Consider the following 21490-nt stretch of genomic DNA (forward strand, 5'->3'; position numbering starts at 1 on the left):
TGCTCAATCTGCTGCCGGTGCCGGGCACCGACGGCTACGGGATTCTGGAACCCTCGCTCAGCTACAAGACGCGCCGCTCGCTCGACCAGATCAAGCCGTACGGCATCCTGCTGCTGGTGGCCATGCTGTTCGTGCCGGAGATCGGCGCGGTGTTCTTCGGTACGGTGCGGACGCTGTTCGAACTCTCCGGCCTTCCGGCGGGCTGGGCGGGCAACGGCTTCTCGCTCACCCGCTTCTGGATGTAGGGCGGGCCGCACCACCCCTCGAGGTACGGCCCACGACGACACCCTAGGAACGGGCGACGACATCCACGCGAGTAGCCGACTACTCGAAGATCAACAGCGACGGCCTGCGGGCACGTGCGTAGGGCGCGCCCCGGCGGGTGATGTCAATCGACCGGCGTCACATAGGGATTGGCCACGGTGGGTGGCAACAGGGCGATGGCCGACAGCCGCTTCATGCCGCAGACCTCCATGAGATCGACCACGATCGAACGGAGCTGCGCGAACACCACGTGCGCGGAGATGCCCGCGTCGGCCACCAGATCCTTGGTCGCGCCCTTGGCCACGGTGCGCAGCACCCGGGTGGCCTCCGCCGGATCGGGTTGTTCGCCCGGATCGGCGAGCACCATGCGGCGCACCACCTCCACCGCCTCACCGAGCTTCTCCACCTCGGTGACCAGGCGCGGGTCCAGGATCTCGTCGTCACGCACCGAACTCAGGGCGCGGCGCAGCAGTACGCGGGTATTGCGAACGGCGTTGTCGAGCGGGTCGGCGGCGGTGCGCAACTGCTCCAGGCGCGGTTTGGCGTTCCAGTACAGCGGGGACAGCCGGATCACCTCCTCGCTGCCCTTCAGGGTGTCGCGCAGGCTGTCGATCTGTGGCTGGGTGCCGCGTACCGCCTGCAACGCCTCCTTCACCTTGGCGGCGTCGTGTTCCAGCAGGCCCGCGCCGCAGTCCATCAGACTGGAGTGCATCACCTCGAGGATGTCGGCGGCCTGCTGCCGGGCGCGGCGCACCGGATGCAGCGGAATCGCCGCCACCACAACGATTCCCACCAGACCGCCGACCAGGGCGTCGATCATGCGCAGCGAACTGCCGCCGGTGTGCGGGGGCAGCAGGGTGGCCACCAGCACCGCGGAACTGGCCGCCTGCGCGGTGATGATGCTGCCGCTGTCGAGGAACACCGCCGCCGTCATGGCGACCGCGACCACCAGGGCGATCTGCCAGACGCCGGTGCCCACCCAGGAGATGAACAGGTCGCCGATGCCGATGCCGACCGCGACGCCCACCATGAGTTCCACCGCGCGGCGCATCCGCGCGCCGAAGGAGACGCCGGTGGAGATGATCGCGGCCATCGGCGCGAAGAAAGGTTGCGTATGGCCGATCACATTGTGCGAGATGAACCAGGCCAGTCCGGCGGCCACCGCGCACTGCACGATCGGCAGCCACGAACTGCGCACCCGCTTGGTGGCGTTGCGCAGCTGCGTGGCGCTCGACTCGCGCGCGGTGGTGAGCTTGCCGCCCAGTGCACTGCTCAAATCGGCGTCAGTCCAGGCCGAGTTCGGCCGCGGCCCGCGGGTCGCAGTCTTCGAGGAGGTCCAGGCAGCGGGCGTACTCGTCGGTCTCGCCGATGGCGCGGGCGGCGCGGGCGAGAGCGCCGACGGCACGCAGGAAGCCCTGGTTCGGTTCGTGGTTCCACGGCACCGGACCGAAGCCCTTCCAGCCGTTGCGGCGCAGCAGGTCCAGGCCGCGGTGGTAGCCGGTGCGGGCGAAGGCGTAGGCGGCGATGACGTCGGCGTTGACCGTGTCACCGTCGGGATCGGTCACCGATTCGCCGCGTTGCAGGGCGTCCTCGGCGAGCTGCGCCCACGCGAGGGAAGCCGTCGGATGCGCCGCCGCGACCCGCACCGGGTCCTGGCCGTCGAGCAGCGCCTCCTCCACATCGGAGTTATCCGGGAGTAACACCGGCTGGGGCCCGAGCAGATCACCGAAGGAGGTCATGCCGATCATTGTGCACCGCCGGTCGGATTGCTCAGTAGGCTGACCTCGAATCACCGTTCCGCCAAAGCGAGGGGTAGCGCGTGTCCGACTCGAACGCCGACAAGCAACCACATGGCCAGGGAACCGGCTCCCGCCCGGAGAACACCGGTAGCGGCGCGGGCACATCTGCCGAGCGGAGCGGGGGCGCGCGCGGCGAGGCGATGGGGAACCTGGGCGGCGCGGATCGGCCCGGCCAGGGCGACATCAGCCGGGGCGACACGGGCGATGGAAGCCAGGCCGCCCCAGGCGACGCAGGCCAAGCCACCCGAGGCGATGCAGGCCAGGCCGTTCAGCATCGCCAGGCGGATATCGATCAGCACGCGCCGGGCAGCGCCGGGCAGCGTGCTCAGGACAGCGCCGATCGTGGCGGCCGGGACGTCCGCCCCGATGCCGGTCATGGCGCTCGAGGCGTCGATGGCCGGACCGACGCCCGGCCGGATGGCTCCGACCAGTCCGACCTTCGGACCGAGGCCATGCGGCGCGGCGAATCCCCGCCGCCGCTGCCGGTTCCACCGCGAGCCCGGGCGGCGACCGAGCTTCCGGTCCAGCACCGGGTCGCCCCCTCGGCGCGGCACCGACCGCACGCCCCGGCACGCCACCCGGCCAACCCGGCGGCCGCCCGTCCTTCGCCACCATCCACTACGACGAGCCCTCCCGACCCGCCGGTCCCCCACCCCGGTCCGGCGGCCCCGGCATGCGGCCACCCCAGCCGAGCGCCCCCGGCAGCGGTCCCGGCGGCCCCGCGTTACCGGGTGGCCCGCGCAACGCACCGGCAGGCACCGCAGGTGCAGGCTCCCCGGCCGACGCCACCATGCAGTACCCCGCCATGCCGCCGAACCCACCCCACCGCGGCCAGCCCCGCCCCGCCGCCCCGGGAGCCCCGAACCAGCCACCCGCCCCCGGCGGACAACCCGGCCCACGCGACGGCAAGGCGAATCCGCGCGGTGCACAACCACACCCGCGCGGTGGACAACCGGACCCGCGCGACGGGCGACCGCAGCCACCCGGCGGACAACCCGATCCACGTGGCGACAACCCGAATCCGCGCGGCGGGCAACCACAGGCCCCCGACGGACAATCGACCCCTCGCGGCGGACAGTGGAATCCTCGCGGCGGACAACAGGATCCGCGCGGCAGTCATCCCGGCCGCCCACCGCAGACCGGCAGCCGCCCCGGCATGCGCGACACCGACCCGGGCGGCCCCGCCGCCGTGTCACCGCTCGCCGGAATCGCCCAACCCCTGGTCTCCACGCCGGACCCACAACCACACCGCGAGTCGGGACACGGCGACCGGTCCGATCCACGACACCCCGACCCGACCCGGCCGGACCCCGCCGGAAGCGTTCCGTCCCAGGACGACTCGGCTCCGGCCGGGCCGCAGCGCGCATCGGCGCAGGGCTCCGCACCGGGCGACTCCCCGGAGCGTGCGCAGGAGAATTCGTCAGGTGACGCGAGCGCGCGGCCAGGTTCAGCGCAGCAGGGCTCCCCGCTGGGCGTCTCCGAACGTGGCGATTCCGCACAACGCGGTTCGATGCCGGGCGCTCCCGTACCCGGCGGCCCCGGACAAGGTGGCCCCGGACAGTACGGCGACTCGCCCGCTGTAGCGGCGCAGGGCACCTCTCGGCCGGGCGTCGATGCGGAAGACGCTCCCACACAGCGTGAATCGACCCGCGGCGGCGCGGGGCAGACCGGTACGGCATCGCGCGGCCCCGGTGCGGCGGAAGTGGACGACAGCGCACCGAACGACGCGCTGCAGCGTGGAGCCGCTCCGGACGGCCCCGGGCAAGAGGCTGGCGTCCGGGGTGATTCCGAATCCGACACCCCGACGGAGCGCGTGATGCTCTCGGGCGGGTCCGGGCGCGCCGAGGGCGGGCGGGATGCATCCGGGCACGGCGGGTCCGGGAGCGAGAGCCCGACGGTGCGGTTCGCACAGGGTGGTTCACGATCCGGCGCCGAGGTGGGCGGCAACGCGAAGGGCGTTGGTGCACAGTCTGGTTCGGCGAGTGCGGCTGCCGACGGTGTGGCGAGCGGACCTGGCGGATCGGCGCAGGCTCGGGGCGGCTTCTATGCGGGGGACCCGGCCGGACCGGACAGTTCGGCGCGCGGCACCGGTGGCGTGGGCTCCGGGGCCGACGCGGCCGCCGGGTCGGGCGCGGGAGCGCAGGGGGTCACTCGGCACCCGGATATGCCGGGACCGGCGGACGCGCCCGGGACGGCCCAGCGTGGGGACGGACGCGTGGATGGCCAAGCGGACGTGACTGAGCACAGCGCGAGCGCGGCGGGTGCGACTGCCGGGATGGCGGGCGCACCGGGTGGGGTGGCGGGCGCACCGACCGAACCGGGCGTCGAAGGGGCGGTTGCGCAGACTTCCGGCGCTCGCGGTGCGGACTCCGACGAACCCGCCGCGGACGCGACCGGAGAGGCGGGACCAGATGCGGAAACCGTTGCTATCCAGCAGGTTCCGGAGGGGGCCGAGGACAAGACCACGGCTATGCCGGTGGTGCCTCGGGAACAGGCGGTGACCGAGAAGATTCAGACGGGGCGGCCGGGGCCGCTGAGCAAGCCGAGTACGCCGCGTGGGAATGCGGGGCCGCGGAATGTGGGGCCGCGCGGGCAGGCGGGGCCGGGGGCGGAGAATCTGGACGAGACGCGGCCGTCGCCGCCGCATCGGCAGCCGCCGGTGCCGCCGCGGAAGGCGAGTGCGCCGTCGCCCGCCGACTTCCAGCCGACCATGCCGGGGCGGCCGTTGAACGCGCCCCGGGCGACCGCTCCGGGTGGGCCGCGGCCGCCGCGGCCGGTGGCTCCGCCGCAGCGTATCCCCGCCGCCGGTGAGCGGGTGGACACCACGAAGCAGGTGGCGCCACCGCAGCGCGTGCCCGCCCCGGGCAAGTCCGACACCGGCACGCCGCCGCGCACGGCCGTCGGCGGGCAGCTCGAAACCGGTGCGTCAGCGCAGGGCGGAACCACCGATACCGGCGCGAATCCGGTGGCGGCTCCGCAGCGGGTGCCCGCCGTGAGCGAGTCGGGAGCGGCGGGGACGTCCGCGCGGGGCAAGCGCTGGTGGCTGCTGGTCGGTGCGGCGGCGGTGCTGGTGGTGGCGCTGCTCGGCGTGGTGATCGCGCTGGTGGGCGGCGGTACCGACAATTCGCCCGAGGGGCAGGTGAAGCGGGCCATCGGGACCTACACCGATGCGCTGGCCGAGGGAGATCTCGAACAGTTGCGCGCCATCACCTGCGGCACCCAGCACGACTTCTACCAGAACATCTCGCCGGAGCAGTTCGCCGGCGTGTACCAGACCTCCAAGGAGCAGAAGGCGATTCCGGTGATCGACTCGATCGACGCCGTCCGCATCACCGACGACACCGCCATGGCGCAGGCCACCGTCCACACCGCCGCCGATCCGAGCGAGCGCACCCAGCGCACCTTCGATCTGCAGAACACCGACGGCGGCTGGAAGGTCTGCGATCCGCCGAGCTCGCCGAACTGACGCACCCGACGCCTCGCACAGTCTCGACACCGCGGGCAATCCCAACACCTCGACAAGCGCAGCGCCGCCGGAGTTGATCCGGCGGCGCTGCGCCGTCCGCTCCCGCAGCCGTCCGCTCCCGCAGCCTGCGCGCAGCGGCCCGCACCGGACAAATCGATCCAGGTTCACGGCCGCGATGAACGTCACAAACACCTGGTCACCGGACCGACTCGCCGGTAGCATGGCCCGGATTGTCTGGGCCAGCTTCGACGGCGACATCGTCCGGCCCGCCAGGATTTCAGAAGTACAGGGAGTTGGTTCAACATGCCGGAGACGGCAGAGGCGGCCACCGCCACCGCACTGGTCGGCCGGCACTTCCGGGTACGCGACCACTACGAGGTCGGCCGGGAGAAGGTTCGCGAATTCGCGCGCGCCGTGCGCAACGACCATCCGGCACACCACCACGAGGTCGACGCCCGCGAACTGGGCTACGAGGGCCTACTGGCCCCCGCCACCTTCTCCTCGGTCATCGGCGCGGCCACCACCCGCTCCCTGATCGGCACGGTGCTCACCGAGTACGACCTGTCGCAGGTGCTGCAGACCGATCAGGTCTTCGAGTACCACCGCCCGATCCTGGCCGGTGACCGGCTGTCGGTGGACGTGGTCATCGATTCCATCCGCCAGTTCGGCGACAACGACTTCATCGTCGTCAAGGTGACGCTCAGCGACGCCCTCGGCCTGCCGGTGCTGATCTCCAACACCACCATCGTGGCCCGTCGCGGCGCGGATATCGACCCCGATATCGCCGACACCGTGGCGGGGCTGGTCATGCACGGCCATGTCGAGGACCCGGACTCCGGCGCGACCGACCCCAGTGGCCTCGTACTGCTGGACCTCGACGAGTTCACCGCGTTCCCGGCCCCGGCCGAGCCGCTACCGGTGCACACCACGCCGACCGCCGCCACGCTCACCCCCGGCACCGAGCTGCCTGCCGCCAAGGTGCCGGTGACCCGCGGTGACCTGGTCAACTACGCGGGCGTCTCCGGCGACCCGAATCCCATCCACTTCAGCGATGCCGCCGCCACGATGGCCGGGCTGCCGACGGTCATCGCACACGGCATGCTCACCATGGGTCTGCTTGCCGGACAATTGGAGTCGTGGCTGGGCGATCCCGCCGCGCTCACCAAGTTCAGCGTGCGGCTGTCGGGCTTCGTCCCGGTCGAGCCGACCACCCCGGCCGTCATCGAGTTCACCGGCAAGGTGAAGTCGGTCGACGCCGACAACCGCACCGCCACCCTGATGCTCGGCGCGACCTGCGACGGCAAGAAGCTGTTCGGCCGCGCCATCGCCGAGGTGCGCCTGCGCTGAGCATGTCTCACCGCTGAAAACGTCTCACCGCTGCGCGTGTCGCACGCACGGTCGGCTCATGCACGCGGCTACCGCATGCGCGCGTGCATGAGGTAGACGTTGTAGTCGTTCCAGGTGGTGAGGGTGAAGTACAGGTCTTCGCCGGTGGACCACGGGTGGATGAAACCGCCGTACAGCTCCGGATATTGGAGCACCGTCGCCATGGGTGTGCTCGGCGACCAGACGCCCTGCGGTGAATTCGCCTCCCGCACCACGATGGCCGCCTTGGCGGTGTCGAGGTAGCTCATCTGCCACACGTCGCGCGCCGCGTCGTAGCGCACCGACAGCTCCCCGGCGGGAGCGTCGACAATCGGTGTGGCGGAGGCGAATCCGCCCACCGGGGTCCAGGCGCCGTCCCGCCAGTACTGGTAGGCGGTGGTGTTGAGCACCTGATCCTTGGGCACCCGCGCCAACCCGACCGCGCCGAGGCGGGTATTGGGCGTGCCGAACATGTACACGTGGTCGCCCTGCGGAACCATCGCCGTCACTTGGAAATTCGATATCCCGAAGATGTTGTCCCAGCGGGCGTGCGGATCCTTGGTCCAGGTTTCGCCGTGGTCGTCGGAGTAGGCGATACCGCCGTGGTTGGTGTGGAAGGTGCCGGGGACGGCGTTCCAGGTGCGGATGGACATGTAACTCATGTACTGCCGCTCCCCCAGGGCGAACCCCGAGGTGGGAATGGTCGTCATCTCGATATTGTCGAGTTTCTTGCTGCTCAGCAGTTCCGCCGCGTGGCAACGCGAATCCATGACCATGCGGTCGAAGGTGAGCCCGTCGGCCAGGTCGGTGTCGGTGCTGAAGGCGAGCACATTGCTGCGCCAGTCCTCGCCGAAGCCGCCCGGCGGATGGAAGTCGCGGCCGACGGTGTCGCCGAAGGCGATGGCGATCTCCCCCGGCGCGCTCTCCCACATGATGCCCAGGTCGGTGCCCTGCACCTGCCAACGCTTGTCGGTGCGGTTGATGGAGGAGGCCCCGGTCAGCTTGGCGACCTCGCGGACCTCCGCCACGACGGGCGCGGGTCGCGGCGGGGCCAGTGGGGCGGCCTCGATCACCGGGGTCACCGGTTCGGGGCCGGGTGGCGGCGGCGGAGCATCCGGGTTCGGGAAGGCGAAGTGGAAGGGCTGCGGCCGCAGTCGCAGTTCCGGAATGCCCAACTGCTCCAGCAGGTTCGGCGGGTCGATCGGCCCGTCGGTGAGATCCGGGCACGGGTTGACGCACGGATCGGCGGGAAGGTCCATCCGCACCCGGTTCCGGTTCTCCACCGGCGGCCCGGGATCCACGGTGACCACCGGGTACGGAATCGGCACCTCGACGGTCTTCCCCAGCAGCCCTTCGTGTGTCGCCTTGGGATCGGTCACACACGGCCCGGTTCCCACTACCGGTTCCCGGGGCACCGCCTCCGCCGCGGACCGATCGCTCCACACCAGCACGCCCGCCCCGCACACCACCGCCCCCACGGCCGCCAGCATCCGCTTGGCCATGTACCACCCTCTCGACATTCAGGTCATTTCGGGCACGAACAACTGCGCAGCAGAGTAATACAGTCGGCGACTGTGTACATGGAGACCATCACCGCCACTCGCGAATTGACCCCGGAACTCGCACAGCGGCTGGCCGACACCGCCGTCGGATCCACCTCACGGGTGACGATCAGCTGCCACGACCGGAGCGTGAATCTACCGGTATTGCCGTGGACCTGGGCGGAATTGCGGGTCCGACCGGGCGATACCGTCACCGTGACGGCCGATAGCGGACACCGCCCGCCCGATCTCGAGGACCGTCGGGTGCTCAGCGCGGTCGTCGCCGCCCTGACGGCGGCGGGCTAGCCCGCTGCCTGGAACACCAGGACGGTCGAGCCGATGCGGATGGCGTCCCCGTCGGTCAGCACCGTGGCGCTGTCGATGGGCTCGTTGTTGATGTAGACGCCGTTGGCCGAGTGCAGGTCCTTGATGAGGAGGCCGGCGCGGCTGGGGGTGATGTGGGCGTGGTAGCGGCTGGCCTTGGGGTCGTCGAGGATCAGGTCGTTGTCGGTCATGCGGCCGATCTTGAGGCCGGCGGCGGCGACGGGGATGGTGCGGCCGTCGGCGAGGCGGAGGTGTCCGCTGCGGACGGCGCGCGGGGTTTCGGTGACCGTTTCGGTCATGGCCTTGGCCATGCGTTCGACGTCGACGATCTCCATGGTGTCCAGGGGTTCCTGGCGCAGTACCCGCTGTTCCAGCGCGACCAGGGCGGGGCCGGGGTCGATGCCGAGTTCGTCGGCCAGCACGGTGCGCACGCGGCGGCAGGCGTCCAGGGCGTCGGCCTGGCGGCCGGACAGGTACAGGGCGGTGATGAGCTGCGCCCACAGCGGTTCCCGCAGCGGATGCGCCTGGGTCATGGCGACCAACTCACCCACCACCGAAGACGCTCGCTTGCAGGCGATTTCGGCGTCGATGCGGGCGGAGGCGGCCAGCAGCCGCTCCTCGTCCATGGCGGTGGCGAAGCTGTCGGCGAAGGACAGTCCGCTCAGATCGTCGAGAGCGCGGCCGCTCCACTGCTCCAGCGCGGCCGCGTACAGCCGGGCCGCGGATTCGGGATCGCCCGCCGCCGCGGCCTCGGCGGCGCTGCGGCGAATGGTTTCGAACCGGCCCAGGTCGCACTGGTCGTCGGGGATCTCCAGGCGGTAGCCGGAGGATTCGGTGCGCAGCACGGCGGCCGCGTCCACCCCCGCCTGACGCAGCGTCTTGCGGATATTCGACACGAACACCTGCAGGCTGGCCTGGTAGGAGTCCGGCGGCTCGTCGTTCCACACGATGTCGGCCAACGCCTGCGAGGACACCGCGCGCCGCCGGTTCACGATCAGCGCGGCGAGCAGTGCGCGCGGTTTCGGTCCGCCAACCGGCAGCACCCGGCCGTCGACCAGCAGTTGCACAGGTCCGAGAACCCGCACCTCGAGAGTCATGCCGTGCACCTCGGATTACGTCAGAGCAACTTACATCGAAGCAACGAAAACGGCCGCGGCGGTGCAGACACCGCCGCGGCACACGCGTCGCTCACCTCGTTCGGATTTCCGCTCGCGGAATACCTTACTTGGCGCTGATGGAACGACCGGCCGACTTCAGGTCGTTGCACGCCTCCACCACGCGGGCGGCCATATTGGCCTCGGCCTTCTTCAGGTAGGAGCGCGGGTCGTAGACCTTCTTGTTGCCGACCTCGCCGTCCACCTTCAGCACCCCGTCGTAGTTGCTGAACATGTGCGCGGCCACCGGCCGGGTGAAGGCGTACTGGGTATCGGTGTCGACATTCATCTTGACCACGCCGTAGCGCAGCGAATCCTCGATCTCCGACTTCAGCGAGCCCGAACCGCCGTGGAAGACGAAGTCGAACGGCTGCGCGTCCGCGCCCAGGCCCAGCTTGGCGGCGGCCACCCGCTGGCCCTCGGCCAGCACCTCGGGCTTGAGCTTCACATTGCCCGGCTTGTAGACGCCGTGCACATTGCCGAAGGTGGCGGCCAGCAGGTACTTGCCGTTCTCGCCCGCGCCGAGCGCGTCGATGGTCTTCTCGAAGTCCTCGGGCGAGGTGTAGAGCTTGTCGTTGATGGCGTTCTCGACGCCATCCTCTTCACCGCCGACGACGCCGATCTCCACCTCGAGGATGATGTTGGCGGCGTGGGCCTGCTTGAGCAGCTCCTTGGCGATCTCGAGGTTCTCGTCGATCGGAATCGCGGAACCGTCCCACATGTGCGACTGGAACAGCGGGTTCTGGCCGCTCTTGACGCGGTCGGCCGAGATGGCCAGCAGCGGGCGCACGAAGGTGTCGAGCTTGTCCTTCGGGCAGTGGTCGGTGTGCAGCGCGATGGTGACGTCGTACTTGGCGGCGATCACGGTGGCGAACTCGGCGAGTGCGACCGCGCCGGTGACCATGTCCTTCACACCCAGGCCGGAGCCGAATTCGGCACCGCCGGTGGAGAACTGGATGATGCCGTCGCTACCGGCGTCGGCGAAGCCCTTGATGGCCGCGTTGACGGTCTCCGACGACGTGCAGTTGATAGCAGGGAACGCGAAGGAGTTCTCTTTGGCCCGAGCAATCATCTCGGCGTAGATCTCCGGAGTCGCGATGGGCACAGTGACCTCCGTTGTGTGTGCTGCGTACAACAAATTCTGTCAGCCCACACCATAGGACAGGCGGCTTTCACACCACCGGCTGGCCTCACAACCCTGATAAGTCTGTGATGTCGCTTCGACATTCGGTGTGATGTGCGAATCACCGGTACTGTGGTGGCCGTGACCTTGCTGGCCGCTGCTGACACCGTGACGACCCTGGCGCTGCCCCAGTTCTTGGATCCCATGTACCTCCTCACGGAGTCGTGGTTGAAGAACGCGGTGCTGCCGGCCATTCTGGCGATCGTCTTCATCGAAACCGGTCTGCTGTTCCCGCTACTGCCGGGCGACTCGCTGCTGTTCACCGGTGGCTTGCTCGCGGCGCAGCCGAACCCGCCGGTATCGATCTGGATCCTCGCGCCCGCCATCGCGGTGACCGCGTTCCTGGGCGACCAGTGCGCCTACTGGATCGGCCGCAAGGGCTTCGGTCCGGCGCTGTATCACCGCCCGGACGGGCGTTTCCTGAAGAAGAAGTACATCACCGAGGCGCACGACTTCTTCGAGAAGTGGGGTCCGGCGGCCATCATCATGGCCCGCTTCGTTCCGATCGCCCGCACCTTCGTGCCGGTGCTGGCGGGCGTCTCGGCCATGAGCTACCGCAAGTACGTGCCGTTCGACATCGTCGGCGCGATCCTGTGGGGCGGTGGCGTCACGGTGCTCGGCTACTTCCTGGGGAACGTGGCCTTCATCCGGGACAATATCGAGGCCATCTTCCTGATCATCGTGTTCATCTCGGTGCTGCCGATGGTGGGGTCCGTGGCGCGGGCGTTGCTGGGCCGTCGCTCGGCCGACGCCGAGGTCGTCGCCGAGGCGGAACCCGCCCGTACCAACGAACCCACCCACTGATCCCTTGTCCACCACCCCGCTGAACCTTGCGATGGGCGGTTTCGATCCCCTCGAGACAGCCGGGCCGCTGCTCGTCTGGACGGTGGTGCTGACCTTCGTCTTCCTGGAGTGTGCGCTCATCATCGGGCTGTTCCTGCCCGGCGATTCCATGCTGATCACCGCCGGCGTGGTGCTGGCCGCGCACGCTACAGGGGAGGCGCAGGTCTGGGCGCTGTCGGTGGGAGCCATGATCGCGGCCATCGCCGGGAACCAGGTCGGATACGTATTCGGCCAACGCACCGGACACCATCTGGTGGCGCGCAAGAACGGCAAGTACATCAACACCCACAATCTCGCGCGGGTGTCGGCCCTGCTGCACCGGCACGGCTTCTTCGCGGTGCTGGTGGCGCGGTGGATTCCGTGGGTGCGCACGCTCTGCCCGCTGGTCGCGGGTGCGGCCGGAATGGATCACCGCAAGTACACCGTCGCCTCCACCATCGGCGCGATCATCTGGGCACCGGTGCTGCTGCTCATCGGCTACTACGCGGGCAGCTTCCTGGAGGACATGTCCTGGCTCATGCCCGCGGTGATCTGCACGCTGGTGGTGGGGCTGATCCTGGGCACACTGCTCGGCATCCGGCAGTACCGGCTGGAGATGGCGCGTCCGGCCGAGGATTTCGACGTGGACGACGCGACCGATACCGCGGCCGTCGCGGACCATCGCAGCATCTGAGCGGAGGCACCCGGTTCCCGCACGTACGCGGGCAGGAGCGTGCCCCGACGCCATACCGGTGCGTCAGAGTCCCGCCGCGGTCACGGTGTGCGCGGCCTCCATCAGCATCCAGCCCGAAAGCTGTACCGACAGATCGCGTTCCGGGGTGCGGGAGGCGGTCACCGAGCCATTGGCGGTGAGGTAGCCCGCACCCGCGATACCGGGTAGTCGGGCCGGTTCGCGCCAATCGGGACCGAAGAGCGGTTCACCCTCCACCTCCAGCCGGTTCTCCCAGGCCGCGACGGCGGAAGCCCGCACGATCGCGGCGGCGGTGCGGCGGGCCTTGATATGCGCGGCGTCGTCGCCGGGCAGCATGACGGCGACCAGGGCCAGGTAGCGGGCGAGGATGCCGTTGAACAGGCCGCCGTCCCCACCGCCGCCACCATCGACCACACCACCGCTGGTCATCTGCTCCTCGACGGCCGCCAGCAGGGTAAGCACCCGGTCCGCGTGCCGGGGTTCGCCGGTGTGCACGGCCAGTTCGGTTTCCAGGCCGAGCACCACGCCCTGGCAGTAGGTGTAGACCGGATGCTCGACCTCGCCGGAGGGCAGATGGATGCCGTCCAGAATCAGCCCGGACTCCTTGTCGCGCAGGGTGTCGTCGAGCCAGTCGGCGATTTCCTGAGCGCGCCCGTAGCGCCCGAGCCGCGCCATGACGATCCCGGCCGGACCGTTGGCGGGCGCGTTGTAGAAGTCGGAGCCCCTACGCCACGGAATGCCGCCGCCCACCTCGGGCGTCCAACCGTCGACCAGTTCCTTCTCCAACGTCCGCAGCGCGTACCGCATATCGTCGATGCCCAGGGTGCGGTCGGCGCGCTCCAGGGATATGGCCAGCCAGGCCATATCGTCGTAGTAGTTGTTGGTCCAGCCGGTGATATTGCGCAACCGCATACCCCGCGCCACGGTTCGGATGCGCCGCAGCCGCGCGGGCGTGGGCTCGCGGTTGGCGGCATCGGTGGCGCAGTCGATGAGATGGGCCTGCCACCAGTAGTGCCAGGACACGAAGAGGCGGTCGCGCCGGGTCGCGGGCCAGCCGACCACGCCGAGAGTGGCTCCGGGAATTCCCCACAGCGCGCGCAGATGTCGTGACAGGATGGCGGATTCGGCCATATCGGCGCGCTCGGACCAGAGCGCAGCACTGGGCTCGGCAGGTCGCCCGGTCCGCGAAGTCATAGGACATATGGTGCCAGTCGGGCACCTGATCATGTGGCTGATTTCGTTATGCAACCGTGTCTGAATCGATCTTGGCAGGATGGCCGCGACCGGCCGTCGACCGGGGCGTCACCAGGCGGCCGACAGGTCCGCGTGCTCCCGCACCCACGCGTGCATGGCGATCCCCGCCGCGACTCCCGCGTTGATACTGCGCGTCGAACCGAACTGCGCGATGGATACGGTCAGCCGCGCCCCCGCCTTGGCGTCGGCGGTGACTCCCGGCCCCTCCTGCCCGAACAGCAGCAGGCATGCGCGCGGCAGCCGCACCGTCTCCAGGGGTACCGCGCCGGGCACATTGTCGACGGCCACCACCGTCAGCCCGGACGCCGCCGCGAATTCCAGCAGCGCCGCCGTATCGGCATGATGCTCGATGTGCTGATAGCGGTCGGTGACCATGGCCCCGCGCCGATTCCACCGCTTGCGCCCCACGATGTGCACGGCCGCCGCCGCGAACGCATTGGCCGTGCGCACCACCGTGCCGATATTGGCGTCGTGCCCGAAGTTCTCGATGGCCACGTGGAACGGGTGCCGCCGCCGATCGATATCGGCCACGATGGCCTCGCGGGTCCAGTACCGGTAGGCGTCCACCACGTTGCGGCGGTCGCCGTGCGCGAGCAGCTCCGGATCCAGGCGCGGATCCGCGGGCGGCTCGGTGCCGAATTCCGCGCGCCACGGTCCGACGCCGTGCGGATGCTCGCCCCATTCGGTGGGGCCGGGCAGCGATTCGTCGGTCGGGGCGTGATTCACTCCGAACATCGTAATGAGGCCGGGTGCGGGCGAAATCAGGAGCTGCTCAGGCCGGCCCCGATGGCGATCACGATGAACGCGAAGTAGAGCAGCATCAGACAGGTGGCGACGATGCCGCAGACGTAGCCCGCGGTCACGCTGCTGCGCCCGCCCAGGGTGCCGCCGGAGGCGTCGATCTCGCGGCGCGCCTTGCTGCCCATGATCCAGGCCACCGGGCCGAGCAGCTGGCAGAACACCAAACCCAGGATGCCGAGCACCATGATGGTGGTCGCCTGCGGGTGGTCGGGGGGCGGACCGTACCCGTAGGCCGGGTAGCCGTAGGAGGGATAGCTCACCGGGTCATCGTATTTCGCCTGGGCGAGCCCCGCGTGTCAGGTGCTGGTCGAGGCGAACGTGCCCAGGCCGAGCAACAAGACGAAGGCGACGATGGCGAGGATGATCAGAACCGATGCGATGATGCCGCAGACGTAACCGGCCAGCACCAGGCCGCGCCCGCCGATCGCGCCGCCGGAGGCGTCGATCTCGCGCAGCGCGCTGCGGCCCATCACCCAGGCGACCGGCCCGACCAGCTGGCAGAGGATGAGGCTCAGGATGCCGAGCACCAGAATCACCACGGCCTGCGGATGATCACGCTGCGGGTACTGGCCGGGCGGCGGGGGCTGCTGATAGCTCATAGGCATGATGGTAGGGGTAGTGCTGACACCACCATGGAATTTCGGGTCAGCGCCATCGTGTCCCGAGCCCGCGCCGACGACGATGAAACCATGACGGAGATGCCCGCCGAACCCACCCTCGTGCTGCCGAAACCCGGCCCCGAGCCGTCCGAACCCGCGCCCGAGCGCACCGGACCGCCCCCGTGGCTGGTCTTCCTGCGCGCCCCGTTCACCGCCCGCACCTGGAAGGAATTCGCCTACCTGCTGGTCGCGATGGTGCTCGGCGGCATCGCGACGCTGTATCTGGTCTTCGCCATCGGCGGCGGGCTGTACCTGTCGATCTTCGTGCTCGGTATCCCGATCCTGGCGGCCGTCCTGCTCGGCGGACGGCTGTGGGGGCGGGTGTACCGCGCGGTCGTCGGCACACTGCTCGACACCCGGCTGCCCGAACCGCCACCGTTCGCACCCCGCCCCGGCTTCTTCGGCTGGCTGCGCGGAGCCTTCACCGACCGCACCTCCTGGCGAGCGTTACTGTTCCTGCTCGCGCAGGCCGTGCTCGGCGTGGCCGTGGGCTATGTGGTGCTGGTCGTCGGCGTCATGTCGGTGTTCGTGGTGCTCTCGCCGATCTTCTGGGTGATCGACCATCCGATCAATGTGGACGAGAACGGGGTGGAGCATCACTCGCTGGCGCAGTTCGGGGACTTCTACGTGGAAACCTGGCCGCGCGTCATCGGTTTCGCACTGCTGGGGGTCGTCGCCTGTTTGCTCATGCCATGGGTGATGCGCGGGGTGTGCTGGCTGCACCGGCTGCTGGCCGTCCTGCTGCTGACGCCCACCGCGCGGGATCGGCAACTGGCCGAGTTACAGGCCAGCCGCCGGGCGGCGGTGGAGGATTCCGCGGCGACGCTGCGGCGGCTGGAACGCGACCTGCACGACGGCACCCAGGCGCGGCTGGTGAGCATCGCCATGGCGCTGGCCCGCGCCGAGGAGCGCATGGCCGCCGGGGGCGATCCCACCGAACTGATCGCCCAGGCCCGCTCCGGATCCAAGGAGGCACTGACCGAACTGCGCGAGCTGGTGCGCGGAATCCATCCGCCCGCACTGGAACTCGGCCTGGAACCGGCGCTGGAGACCCTGGTGGCGCGCTGTGCGCTGCCGGTGGAGCTGAGGGTGCTGCTGCCGGTGCGACCCGACCCCGCCCTCGAGGCCATCGCCTACTTCTCGGTGGCCGAACTGCTCACCAATGTGGTCAAGCACGCCGGGGCCACGCAGATCTGGGTGTCGGTCCTGCCGCAGGGCGCCGAGCGGTTCGCGATCTCGGTGCGTGACAACGGCGTCGGAGGTGTGCTGCAGCCCGCCGTGGGCACCGGCGACACCGGTGTGGGCGGCGGCCTCTCGGGGCTGGCGGCGCGGGCGCGCACCGTGGACGGCGAGCTCGCCGTGGACAGCCCGCCGGGCGGCCCTACCGTCGTCACCGTGCTGCTGCCGCTCACGGTGCCGCGATGAGTACACCGCTGCGCATCGTCATCGCCGAGGACAACGCCATCCTGCGCGATGGGCTGACCGGCCTGCTCACCGAACGCGGCCACGAGGTGGTGGCCGCCGTCGGCGACGCCGATACGCTGAGTGACGTGGTGGCGCGGCATCGCCCCGACGTCGCGGTGGTGGACGTGCGCATGCCGCCGACCTTCACCGACGAGGGACTGATCGCGGCGCTCGCGCTGCGCCGCGGCCACCCCGAGGTCGGGGTGCTGGTGTTCTCGCAGTGGATCGAAACCCGTTATGCGACCGAACTTCTCGCTGCCGGCGCGGGTGGCGTCGGCTACCTGCTCAAGGACCGCGTCGCCGATGTGCGCGAGTTCGTCGACGCCCTGACGCGGGTCGCCTCCGGCGGCACCGCTCTCGATCCGGAAGTGGTGAGTCAGTTGATGGGTGCCACGCGCCAACAGGACGCGCTGTCCCGCCTCACCCCGCGCGAGCGCGAGGTGCTGGAACTCATGGCCCAGGGCTTGACCAATGCCGCCATCGCCGCCGCGCTCACCGTCACCGAGCGGGCGGTGGAGAAGCACATCGGCAATATCTTCCTGAAACTGGATCTGCCGCCCTCGGACACCCATCACCGCCGGGTGCTGGCGGTGCTGCGCCTGCGCGGGTGACCGGCGGCGGGTGCGCGGACGGCGCGGCCTGCCACGGGAAAGGAAACGATGCCGGGTGGTTGCCGGGCGTGGAAGACTGGAACCATGCGGCGGTCGAGATCCGCGGAAGCGGTGAAAATGGTTGGGGCGTGGCCGGATCACCTATTGACGATCGACGAATGGTCTTCGCTGCGCACAGGTGACCTGTTCTGCGAACTCGTCGAGGGGGTGCCGGTGGTCGCGCCGCAGCCGCCGCGGCATCAGTTGGCGGTGTGGCGCTTGGCCGCGCAGTTGGAACCGGCGCTGCCCGCGCCGCTGGCGGCCCTGGCGCGGATCGAGTTGGTGGTGGAGGAGCGGGTTCCGGCCACGGTGCGGATTCCGGATGTGCTGGTGGTGGGTGGTGCGGCCGGTGCCGCGCACGCCACGCGGGTGCGGCCGTCGGATGTGCTGGCGGCCGTGGAGATCGCCGCGCCCGGATCGCGGCGGGTGGATCGGGTGCTGAAATACGCCGAATACGAATCGGTCGGTATCGAGCACTACTGGCTGCTCGATACCGAGGGGCCGGTGCGGCTGCACGCCTTCACCCTGCGGGACGGACGGTACGAACCGGTCGGTGAGCATTCCGGCCAGGTCACCCTGGATCTCGCGGGCCATCGCCTCCAGCTCGACCTCGACGCGCTCACCGCCCTGCGCTCGCTGTCCTGACCCGGCCGATTCCGCGTCGACTCGGTCAGTCGACTCGGCCACACGACGGCCCCGCCGCGCCTATCCTGGAAGTCCGAAGCGCTGGTGGAGGTCGCCATGAACCACGCGCGAATGCGGCATACGATTCTCGGCGTCGTCGCCCTGTACCTGCTGACCCTGATCATCTGGTTGGGCTGGGTCATCCAGCTCACGCCCCCGGGAACAGCGCCGATGCAGATATGCATGCTGGTCGGCCTGTTCGGAAGCTTCCTCGGGGTCGGCATGCTCCTCGCCCAGCGCCCCTCCCGGGCGGACCGGCGACTGCGTCGCCACGGCCTCGAGGGCTGGGCCAATATCGAAGGTGTCCATCCGCTCCGCCGCACCGACCACCACACCGAACTCACCGAACTCGACCTCGAACTCGTCGTGCCCGGCTCACCGACCTACCACGGCAGCATCGTCTACGACGTCCAACCGGTCGACCAACCGAAACTCGCGGTGGGCGAGACCGTTTCGATCCGGGTCGACCCGGCGGACCGGGACCGCATCATCCTCTGCCTGTAGCGCCCGCCCGTCCGCTGGTCGACACCAGGCGCGTCCCTCGGATACCGACGAGTCGCGTTCTAGGCTTTGCGGGTGACGATTGCCGGAATTTCGCCCGATGCGCGGGAAGCGCCGCTGCTGCTGGACACCGAGCCGCCCCGCACGCTCGGCTTCACCGACCAGGCGGCGTTCTGGGGCAATATCGGCGTCAGCCTCATCGGATTCAGCGGGGCCGCGTATGTGCTGTACCCGACCGGACATCCGCCGCTGCCGCTGCTCGGCGCGCTGCTCGCCACCCTGCTGGGCACCCTGGTCGGCACCGCCATGGTGGCCGGAACGGGAGCGGTGGGCACCCGCACCGGCGCACCCGCCATGGTGGTGCTGCGCGGACTGTTCGGCACCCGGCTGTCCTTCGTGCCGACCGTCGCCAATGTGGTGCAGTGCGTCGGCTGGGGCGTCTACGAACTGACCGTCATCGCGCTGGGCGTGGCCGCCATGACCCAGGACCGGGTGCCGCACGCGCTGGTGATCGTGGCCGCCGGGGTGCTGTCCACGGTCATGGCCATCTGGCCGCTGCGCGTGGTGCATCTGCTGCGCAAGTACGTGACCGTCGCCGTGGGAATCGCCATGGTGTACTTCACCGTCGCGCTGCTGCGCAGCGAGGTCCCGGCCCCCACCGAGACCAGTTGGAGCGGATTCTTCCCGGCCGTGGACACCACCCTCGCGGTCTCCGTGTCGTTCGTGCCCCTCGCCGCCGACTACGCCCGGCACTCGCGCACCGTGCGCGACTCGGCCGGGGCCACGATTCTCGGCTACTCCGCCGCCCAGATCTGGTGCTACGTCCTCGGCACCATCGCCATCCTGCAGGCCGGAGGCGACGCCACCAAGGTGTTCGACACCTTCCTCGGCGTCACCGCCGGCTGGGCCTTCTTCGCGGTATTGGTGCTGCGCGAGGCGGATCAATCCTTCGCGAACGTCTACTCCACAGCCATGTCCCTGCAGAATCTGCTGCCCCGGGTGGACCGGCGCGTGCTCGCCGCCGCCGTCGGCGCGGTGGTGACGCTGCTGGCCCTGCCGGTGCGCGATTTCAGCAGCTACGCCAACTTCCTGTACCTCATCGGCTCGGTCTTCGTCCCGTTGAGCGCGGTGCTGATGGTGGACTTCTTCCTCGGCCGCGGCCGCCACTCCTGGAATCTGGCCCAGAACGCACCGGCCCGCCCGCTCATGCTGCTGCCGTGGGCGATCGGCTTCGTGACCTACCAGCTGTTCAACCCGGGTTCCATCGGCTGGTGGGCCGACTTCTGGCGAACGGTGCAGGACACCACCGGAATCCGCCCCGGCTGGTGGTCGTCGGCCTCGCTGTTCTCATTCCTGGCGGCCGCGGTGGTGACCGCGGTCGTGGTACTCGTCCAGCGTCGGAGGGCATGAGCGGATGACCGATGAGCGCGTCTACGGCATGGGAGTCGATCGCCTGGTCGAACCCGATTGGCCGCCACCGACTTCCGCGGAGATCGCGGAAGTGCTCGGCACCGAGGCGGTCGTCGACTGGCACAGCCCACGACCGCTCTCGGCCACCGCGCGGGCGCGCACCGGGGACGGGCGAGCGGTCATCGTGAAGCGACTGCCGCTCGCGCTGCGCTCACCCGCCGCGCTCGAAGAAGAACACCGGTTCATGGACCACCTACGGGCACACGGGATTCCGATCCCGGCCGTGCTCGACACCCGCCGGATCGGCGAATTCACCTACGAGGTACAGGAATTCGGTACGGGCACGGACCGGTACCAGGGCGTCTTCTCCTGGTCGCCGTACCTGTCCTCCGCCGATGCCGCCGCGGCCGGACGCGCCCTGGCCCGTCTGCACACCGCCGCCGCGGAGTACGACGCACCGCACCGGCCGCCGCATCCGCTCCAGGCCAGCTTCACCATCTTCGCCTCCGCCGATCCCATCGGCGCGCTGGAACGCCAGGCCGCCGTCCGGCCCGCCCTGGGCATCTTCCTGTCCGATCAGCCCTGGCGCACCGATGTGGAACGCGTGCACATGCCCGTCCACGCGCGCCTGTTCCGCACCCTCGCCGACCTGGAACCGCTGTGGACACACAATGATTGGCACGGCACCAATCTGCTGTGGCACGACGGCGAGGTGTCCTCGGTCATCGACTTCGGGCTGGCCGACCGCACCACCAGCGTCCATGATCTGGCGATCGCCATCGAACGCAGCGCGGTGGACTGGCTGGCGCTGCGCGACGGCGACCCGGTGGACGTGCGCCTCGGGCAGGTGCGCGCCCTGCTCGACGGCTACGAGTCGCTGCGTCCGCTCGACGCCGTGGAGCGCCGGGCGCTACCCGAACTGCTCCCCCTGGTGCACTGCGAATACGAACTCTCCGAGATCGACTACTTCATGGGCGTCGTCCCGGGCGGCAATCAGGCCAATGCCGAGATCGCCTACCACGACTACTTTCTCGGCCACACCCGCTGGTGGGAGGAGTCCACCGACGGACAGGCGCTGCTGGACATGCTGCGCTCGCGGTGACCGTCGGTGCGCGGTGACTACCGGTGCGCCCGCGGGTCGGCCAGCAGGTACTGCGCGCCGGCGTAGGTCGCCAGGATGACGCCCTCGCTCACCCGGCGCGACCGGCTACTGCGAGCGAAGATGCGGCGCAACACGATCAGGCCGTCGGACAGGGTGAACAGCAGTGCGCCCACTCCCAGGCGGCTGCGCGGGTCCGAGTTCGGGATGTTCAGTCCCGCGATGTTCTGCGCGCCCGGTGCGAGTTCCGGATCCGACGCCAGCACGGCGGCGGTGCCCAGCGTCGCCCCGTAGGCGGTGAGCGGTAGCGCCACCGTCGGAGCCTTGGCCCGCATGAG

General features: G+C 69.9%; 22 protein-coding genes and 1 pseudogene. 12 read left to right on the forward strand and 11 right to left on the reverse strand.

Annotated features, from left to right (window positions below; all coding sequences use genetic code 11):
- Positions 1 to 245 (forward strand): annotated as a pseudogene (locus ON31_RS28100) (site-2 protease family protein); the annotation flags it as partial.
- 143 nt (positions 246 to 388) lie between these two features.
- On the opposite strand, the gene ON31_RS28105 reads toward ON31_RS28100, so the two are convergent.
- The 3 genes from ON31_RS28105 to ON31_RS28115 all read right to left on the reverse strand — a co-directional run bounded on the left by ON31_RS28105 (position 389) and on the right by ON31_RS28115 (position 2593).
- Entirely contained in the window at positions 389 to 1483 is a 1095-nt protein-coding gene (locus ON31_RS28105) for an FUSC family protein (protein ID WP_039817972.1), read from the reverse strand.
- Between the two features lie 64 nt (positions 1484 to 1547).
- Positions 1548 to 2003, reverse strand: a complete 456-nt coding sequence (locus ON31_RS28110) for a DUF3151 domain-containing protein (RefSeq protein ID WP_029929773.1) — start codon at positions 2001 to 2003, stop codon at positions 1548 to 1550.
- Between the two features lie 50 nt (positions 2004 to 2053).
- Positions 2054 to 2593, reverse strand: a complete 540-nt coding sequence (locus ON31_RS28115) for a hypothetical protein (protein WP_039817951.1) — start codon at positions 2591 to 2593, stop codon at positions 2054 to 2056.
- A 1703-nt stretch (positions 2594 to 4296) separates the two neighbouring features.
- Here ON31_RS28115 and ON31_RS28120 point away from each other — a divergent pair.
- Together ON31_RS28120 and ON31_RS28125 are read left to right on the forward strand one after the other, a co-directional pair.
- Entirely contained in the window at positions 4297 to 5529 is a 1233-nt protein-coding gene (locus ON31_RS28120) for an Rv0361 family membrane protein (protein WP_147287013.1), read from the forward strand.
- A 303-nt stretch (positions 5530 to 5832) separates the two neighbouring features.
- Positions 5833 to 6876, forward strand: coding sequence for a fused (3R)-hydroxyacyl-ACP dehydratase subunits HadA/HadB (locus ON31_RS28125; RefSeq protein WP_039817955.1), 1044 nt, complete (start codon positions 5833 to 5835; stop codon positions 6874 to 6876).
- Between the two features lie 68 nt (positions 6877 to 6944).
- Here ON31_RS28125 and ON31_RS28130 read toward each other — a convergent pair whose 3' ends face one another.
- The gene (locus tag ON31_RS28130; RefSeq protein WP_039817957.1) at positions 6945 to 8396 is read right to left on the reverse strand and encodes a glycoside hydrolase family 183 protein; all 1452 of its coding nucleotides are present in this window, start codon (positions 8394 to 8396) and stop codon (positions 6945 to 6947) included.
- A gap of 72 nt (positions 8397 to 8468) precedes the next feature.
- Here ON31_RS28130 and ON31_RS28135 point away from each other — a divergent pair, with 72 nt between their 5' ends.
- Positions 8469 to 8741 (forward strand): HPr family phosphocarrier protein, encoded by a 273-nt coding sequence (locus tag ON31_RS28135; RefSeq protein ID WP_115061484.1) that lies wholly within the window; start codon positions 8469 to 8471, stop codon positions 8739 to 8741.
- Here ON31_RS28135 and ON31_RS28140 read toward each other — a convergent pair.
- Positions 8738 to 9856 carry a BTAD domain-containing putative transcriptional regulator gene (locus ON31_RS28140; protein WP_039817975.1) on the reverse strand — a complete coding sequence of 373 codons (1119 nt, stop codon included), beginning with the start codon at positions 9854 to 9856 and terminating at the stop codon, positions 8738 to 8740. The two genes, ON31_RS28135 and ON31_RS28140, sit on opposite strands and share 4 nt — an antisense overlap.
- A 124-nt stretch (positions 9857 to 9980) precedes the next feature.
- A complete protein-coding gene (gene fbaA / locus ON31_RS28145) occupies positions 9981 to 11018 on the reverse strand; it encodes a class II fructose-bisphosphate aldolase (protein WP_029929789.1) in 1038 nt (345 codons plus the stop codon).
- A 222-nt stretch (positions 11019 to 11240) separates the two neighbouring features.
- Between fbaA and ON31_RS28150 the strand changes: the two genes are divergently transcribed.
- On the forward strand, positions 11241 to 11900 hold the full coding sequence (locus ON31_RS28150; RefSeq protein WP_051037852.1) for a DedA family protein: 660 nt from the start codon (positions 11241 to 11243) through the stop codon (positions 11898 to 11900).
- 31 nt (positions 11901 to 11931) lie between these two features.
- Positions 11932 to 12612 carry a DedA family protein gene (locus ON31_RS28155; RefSeq protein ID WP_051037846.1) on the forward strand — a complete coding sequence of 227 codons (681 nt, stop codon included), beginning with the start codon at positions 11932 to 11934 and terminating at the stop codon, positions 12610 to 12612.
- Between the two features lie 63 nt (positions 12613 to 12675).
- On the opposite strand, the gene ON31_RS28160 is transcribed toward ON31_RS28155, so the two are convergent.
- From ON31_RS28160 to ON31_RS28175, 4 genes are all read right to left on the reverse strand, one after another.
- On the reverse strand, positions 12676 to 13824 hold the full coding sequence (locus tag ON31_RS28160; protein WP_051037848.1) for a glycoside hydrolase family 76 protein: 1149 nt from the start codon (positions 13822 to 13824) through the stop codon (positions 12676 to 12678).
- A gap of 108 nt (positions 13825 to 13932) precedes the next feature.
- The gene (locus ON31_RS28165; RefSeq protein ID WP_039817961.1) at positions 13933 to 14619 is read right to left on the reverse strand and encodes a TrmH family RNA methyltransferase; all 687 of its coding nucleotides are present in this window, start codon (positions 14617 to 14619) and stop codon (positions 13933 to 13935) included.
- A gap of 26 nt (positions 14620 to 14645) precedes the next feature.
- A complete protein-coding gene (locus ON31_RS28170; RefSeq protein ID WP_029929799.1) occupies positions 14646 to 14945 on the reverse strand; it encodes a DUF4190 domain-containing protein in 300 nt (99 codons plus the stop codon).
- 36 nt (positions 14946 to 14981) lie between these two features.
- Positions 14982 to 15284, reverse strand: coding sequence for a DUF4190 domain-containing protein (locus tag ON31_RS28175; protein WP_039817963.1), 303 nt, complete (start codon positions 15282 to 15284; stop codon positions 14982 to 14984).
- Positions 15285 to 15374: 90 nt separating this feature from the next.
- Between ON31_RS28175 and ON31_RS28180 the strand changes: the two genes are divergently transcribed.
- The 6 genes from ON31_RS28180 to ON31_RS28205 all read left to right on the forward strand — a co-directional run bounded on the left by ON31_RS28180 (position 15375) and on the right by ON31_RS28205 (position 21155).
- A complete protein-coding gene (locus tag ON31_RS28180; protein WP_039817980.1) occupies positions 15375 to 16769 on the forward strand; it encodes a sensor histidine kinase in 1395 nt (464 codons plus the stop codon).
- Complete coding sequence (locus tag ON31_RS28185; RefSeq protein WP_039817966.1) at positions 16766 to 17419, forward strand: LuxR C-terminal-related transcriptional regulator; 654 nt, start codon at positions 16766 to 16768, stop codon at positions 17417 to 17419. The genes ON31_RS28180 and ON31_RS28185 overlap by 4 nt, the downstream gene beginning before the upstream one ends.
- A 144-nt stretch (positions 17420 to 17563) precedes the next feature.
- Positions 17564 to 18103: a Uma2 family endonuclease gene (locus ON31_RS28190; RefSeq protein ID WP_051037850.1), complete on the forward strand. Its 540-nt coding sequence runs from the start codon at positions 17564 to 17566 to the stop codon at positions 18101 to 18103.
- Positions 18104 to 18199: 96 nt separating this feature from the next.
- Complete coding sequence (locus ON31_RS28195) at positions 18200 to 18646, forward strand: hypothetical protein (protein WP_039817982.1); 447 nt, start codon at positions 18200 to 18202, stop codon at positions 18644 to 18646.
- Between the two features lie 72 nt (positions 18647 to 18718).
- Positions 18719 to 20053, forward strand: coding sequence for a purine-cytosine permease family protein (locus ON31_RS28200; RefSeq protein ID WP_039817970.1), 1335 nt, complete (start codon positions 18719 to 18721; stop codon positions 20051 to 20053).
- 4 nt (positions 20054 to 20057) lie between these two features.
- Complete coding sequence (locus ON31_RS28205) at positions 20058 to 21155, forward strand: phosphotransferase enzyme family protein (RefSeq protein WP_039817971.1); 1098 nt, start codon at positions 20058 to 20060, stop codon at positions 21153 to 21155.
- Positions 21156 to 21172: 17 nt separating this feature from the next.
- Here the strand turns inward: ON31_RS28205 and ON31_RS28210 are convergent.
- The coding region (locus ON31_RS28210) for a lysoplasmalogenase family protein (protein ID WP_039817985.1) at positions 21173 to 21490 on the reverse strand (318 nt) is incomplete at its 5' end.

This window comes from Nocardia otitidiscaviarum NBRC 14405 (assembly GCF_000308635.1).
GTDB classification, from domain to species: Bacteria; Actinomycetota; Actinomycetes; order Mycobacteriales; family Mycobacteriaceae; genus Nocardia; species Nocardia otitidiscaviarum.

Coding starts and splice junctions, on each gene's coding strand:
- ON31_RS28205 (WP_039817971.1), top strand. CDS start 20,058: ATGACCGATGAGCGCGTCTACGGCATGGGAGTCGATCGCCTGGTCGAA.
- ON31_RS28180 (WP_039817980.1), top strand. CDS start 15,375: ATGACGGAGATGCCCGCCGAACCCACCCTCGTGCTGCCGAAACCCGGC.
- ON31_RS28130 (WP_039817957.1), bottom strand. CDS start 8,396: ATGGCCAAGCGGATGCTGGCGGCCGTGGGGGCGGTGGTGTGCGGGGCG.
- ON31_RS28140 (WP_039817975.1), bottom strand. CDS start 9,856: ATGACTCTCGAGGTGCGGGTTCTCGGACCTGTGCAACTGCTGGTCGAC.
- ON31_RS28150 (WP_051037852.1), top strand. CDS start 11,241: ATGTACCTCCTCACGGAGTCGTGGTTGAAGAACGCGGTGCTGCCGGCC.
- ON31_RS28160 (WP_051037848.1), bottom strand. CDS start 13,824: ATGACTTCGCGGACCGGGCGACCTGCCGAGCCCAGTGCTGCGCTCTGG.
- ON31_RS28175 (WP_039817963.1), bottom strand. CDS start 15,284: ATGAGCTATCAGCAGCCCCCGCCGCCCGGCCAGTACCCGCAGCGTGAT.
- ON31_RS28185 (WP_039817966.1), top strand. CDS start 16,766: ATGAGTACACCGCTGCGCATCGTCATCGCCGAGGACAACGCCATCCTG.
- ON31_RS28125 (WP_039817955.1), top strand. CDS start 5,833: ATGCCGGAGACGGCAGAGGCGGCCACCGCCACCGCACTGGTCGGCCGG.
- ON31_RS28165 (WP_039817961.1), bottom strand. CDS start 14,619: ATGTTCGGAGTGAATCACGCCCCGACCGACGAATCGCTGCCCGGCCCC.
- ON31_RS28110 (WP_029929773.1), bottom strand. CDS start 2,003: ATGACCTCCTTCGGTGATCTGCTCGGGCCCCAGCCGGTGTTACTCCCG.
- ON31_RS28195 (WP_039817982.1), top strand. CDS start 18,200: ATGAACCACGCGCGAATGCGGCATACGATTCTCGGCGTCGTCGCCCTG.
- ON31_RS28155 (WP_051037846.1), top strand. CDS start 11,932: ATGGGCGGTTTCGATCCCCTCGAGACAGCCGGGCCGCTGCTCGTCTGG.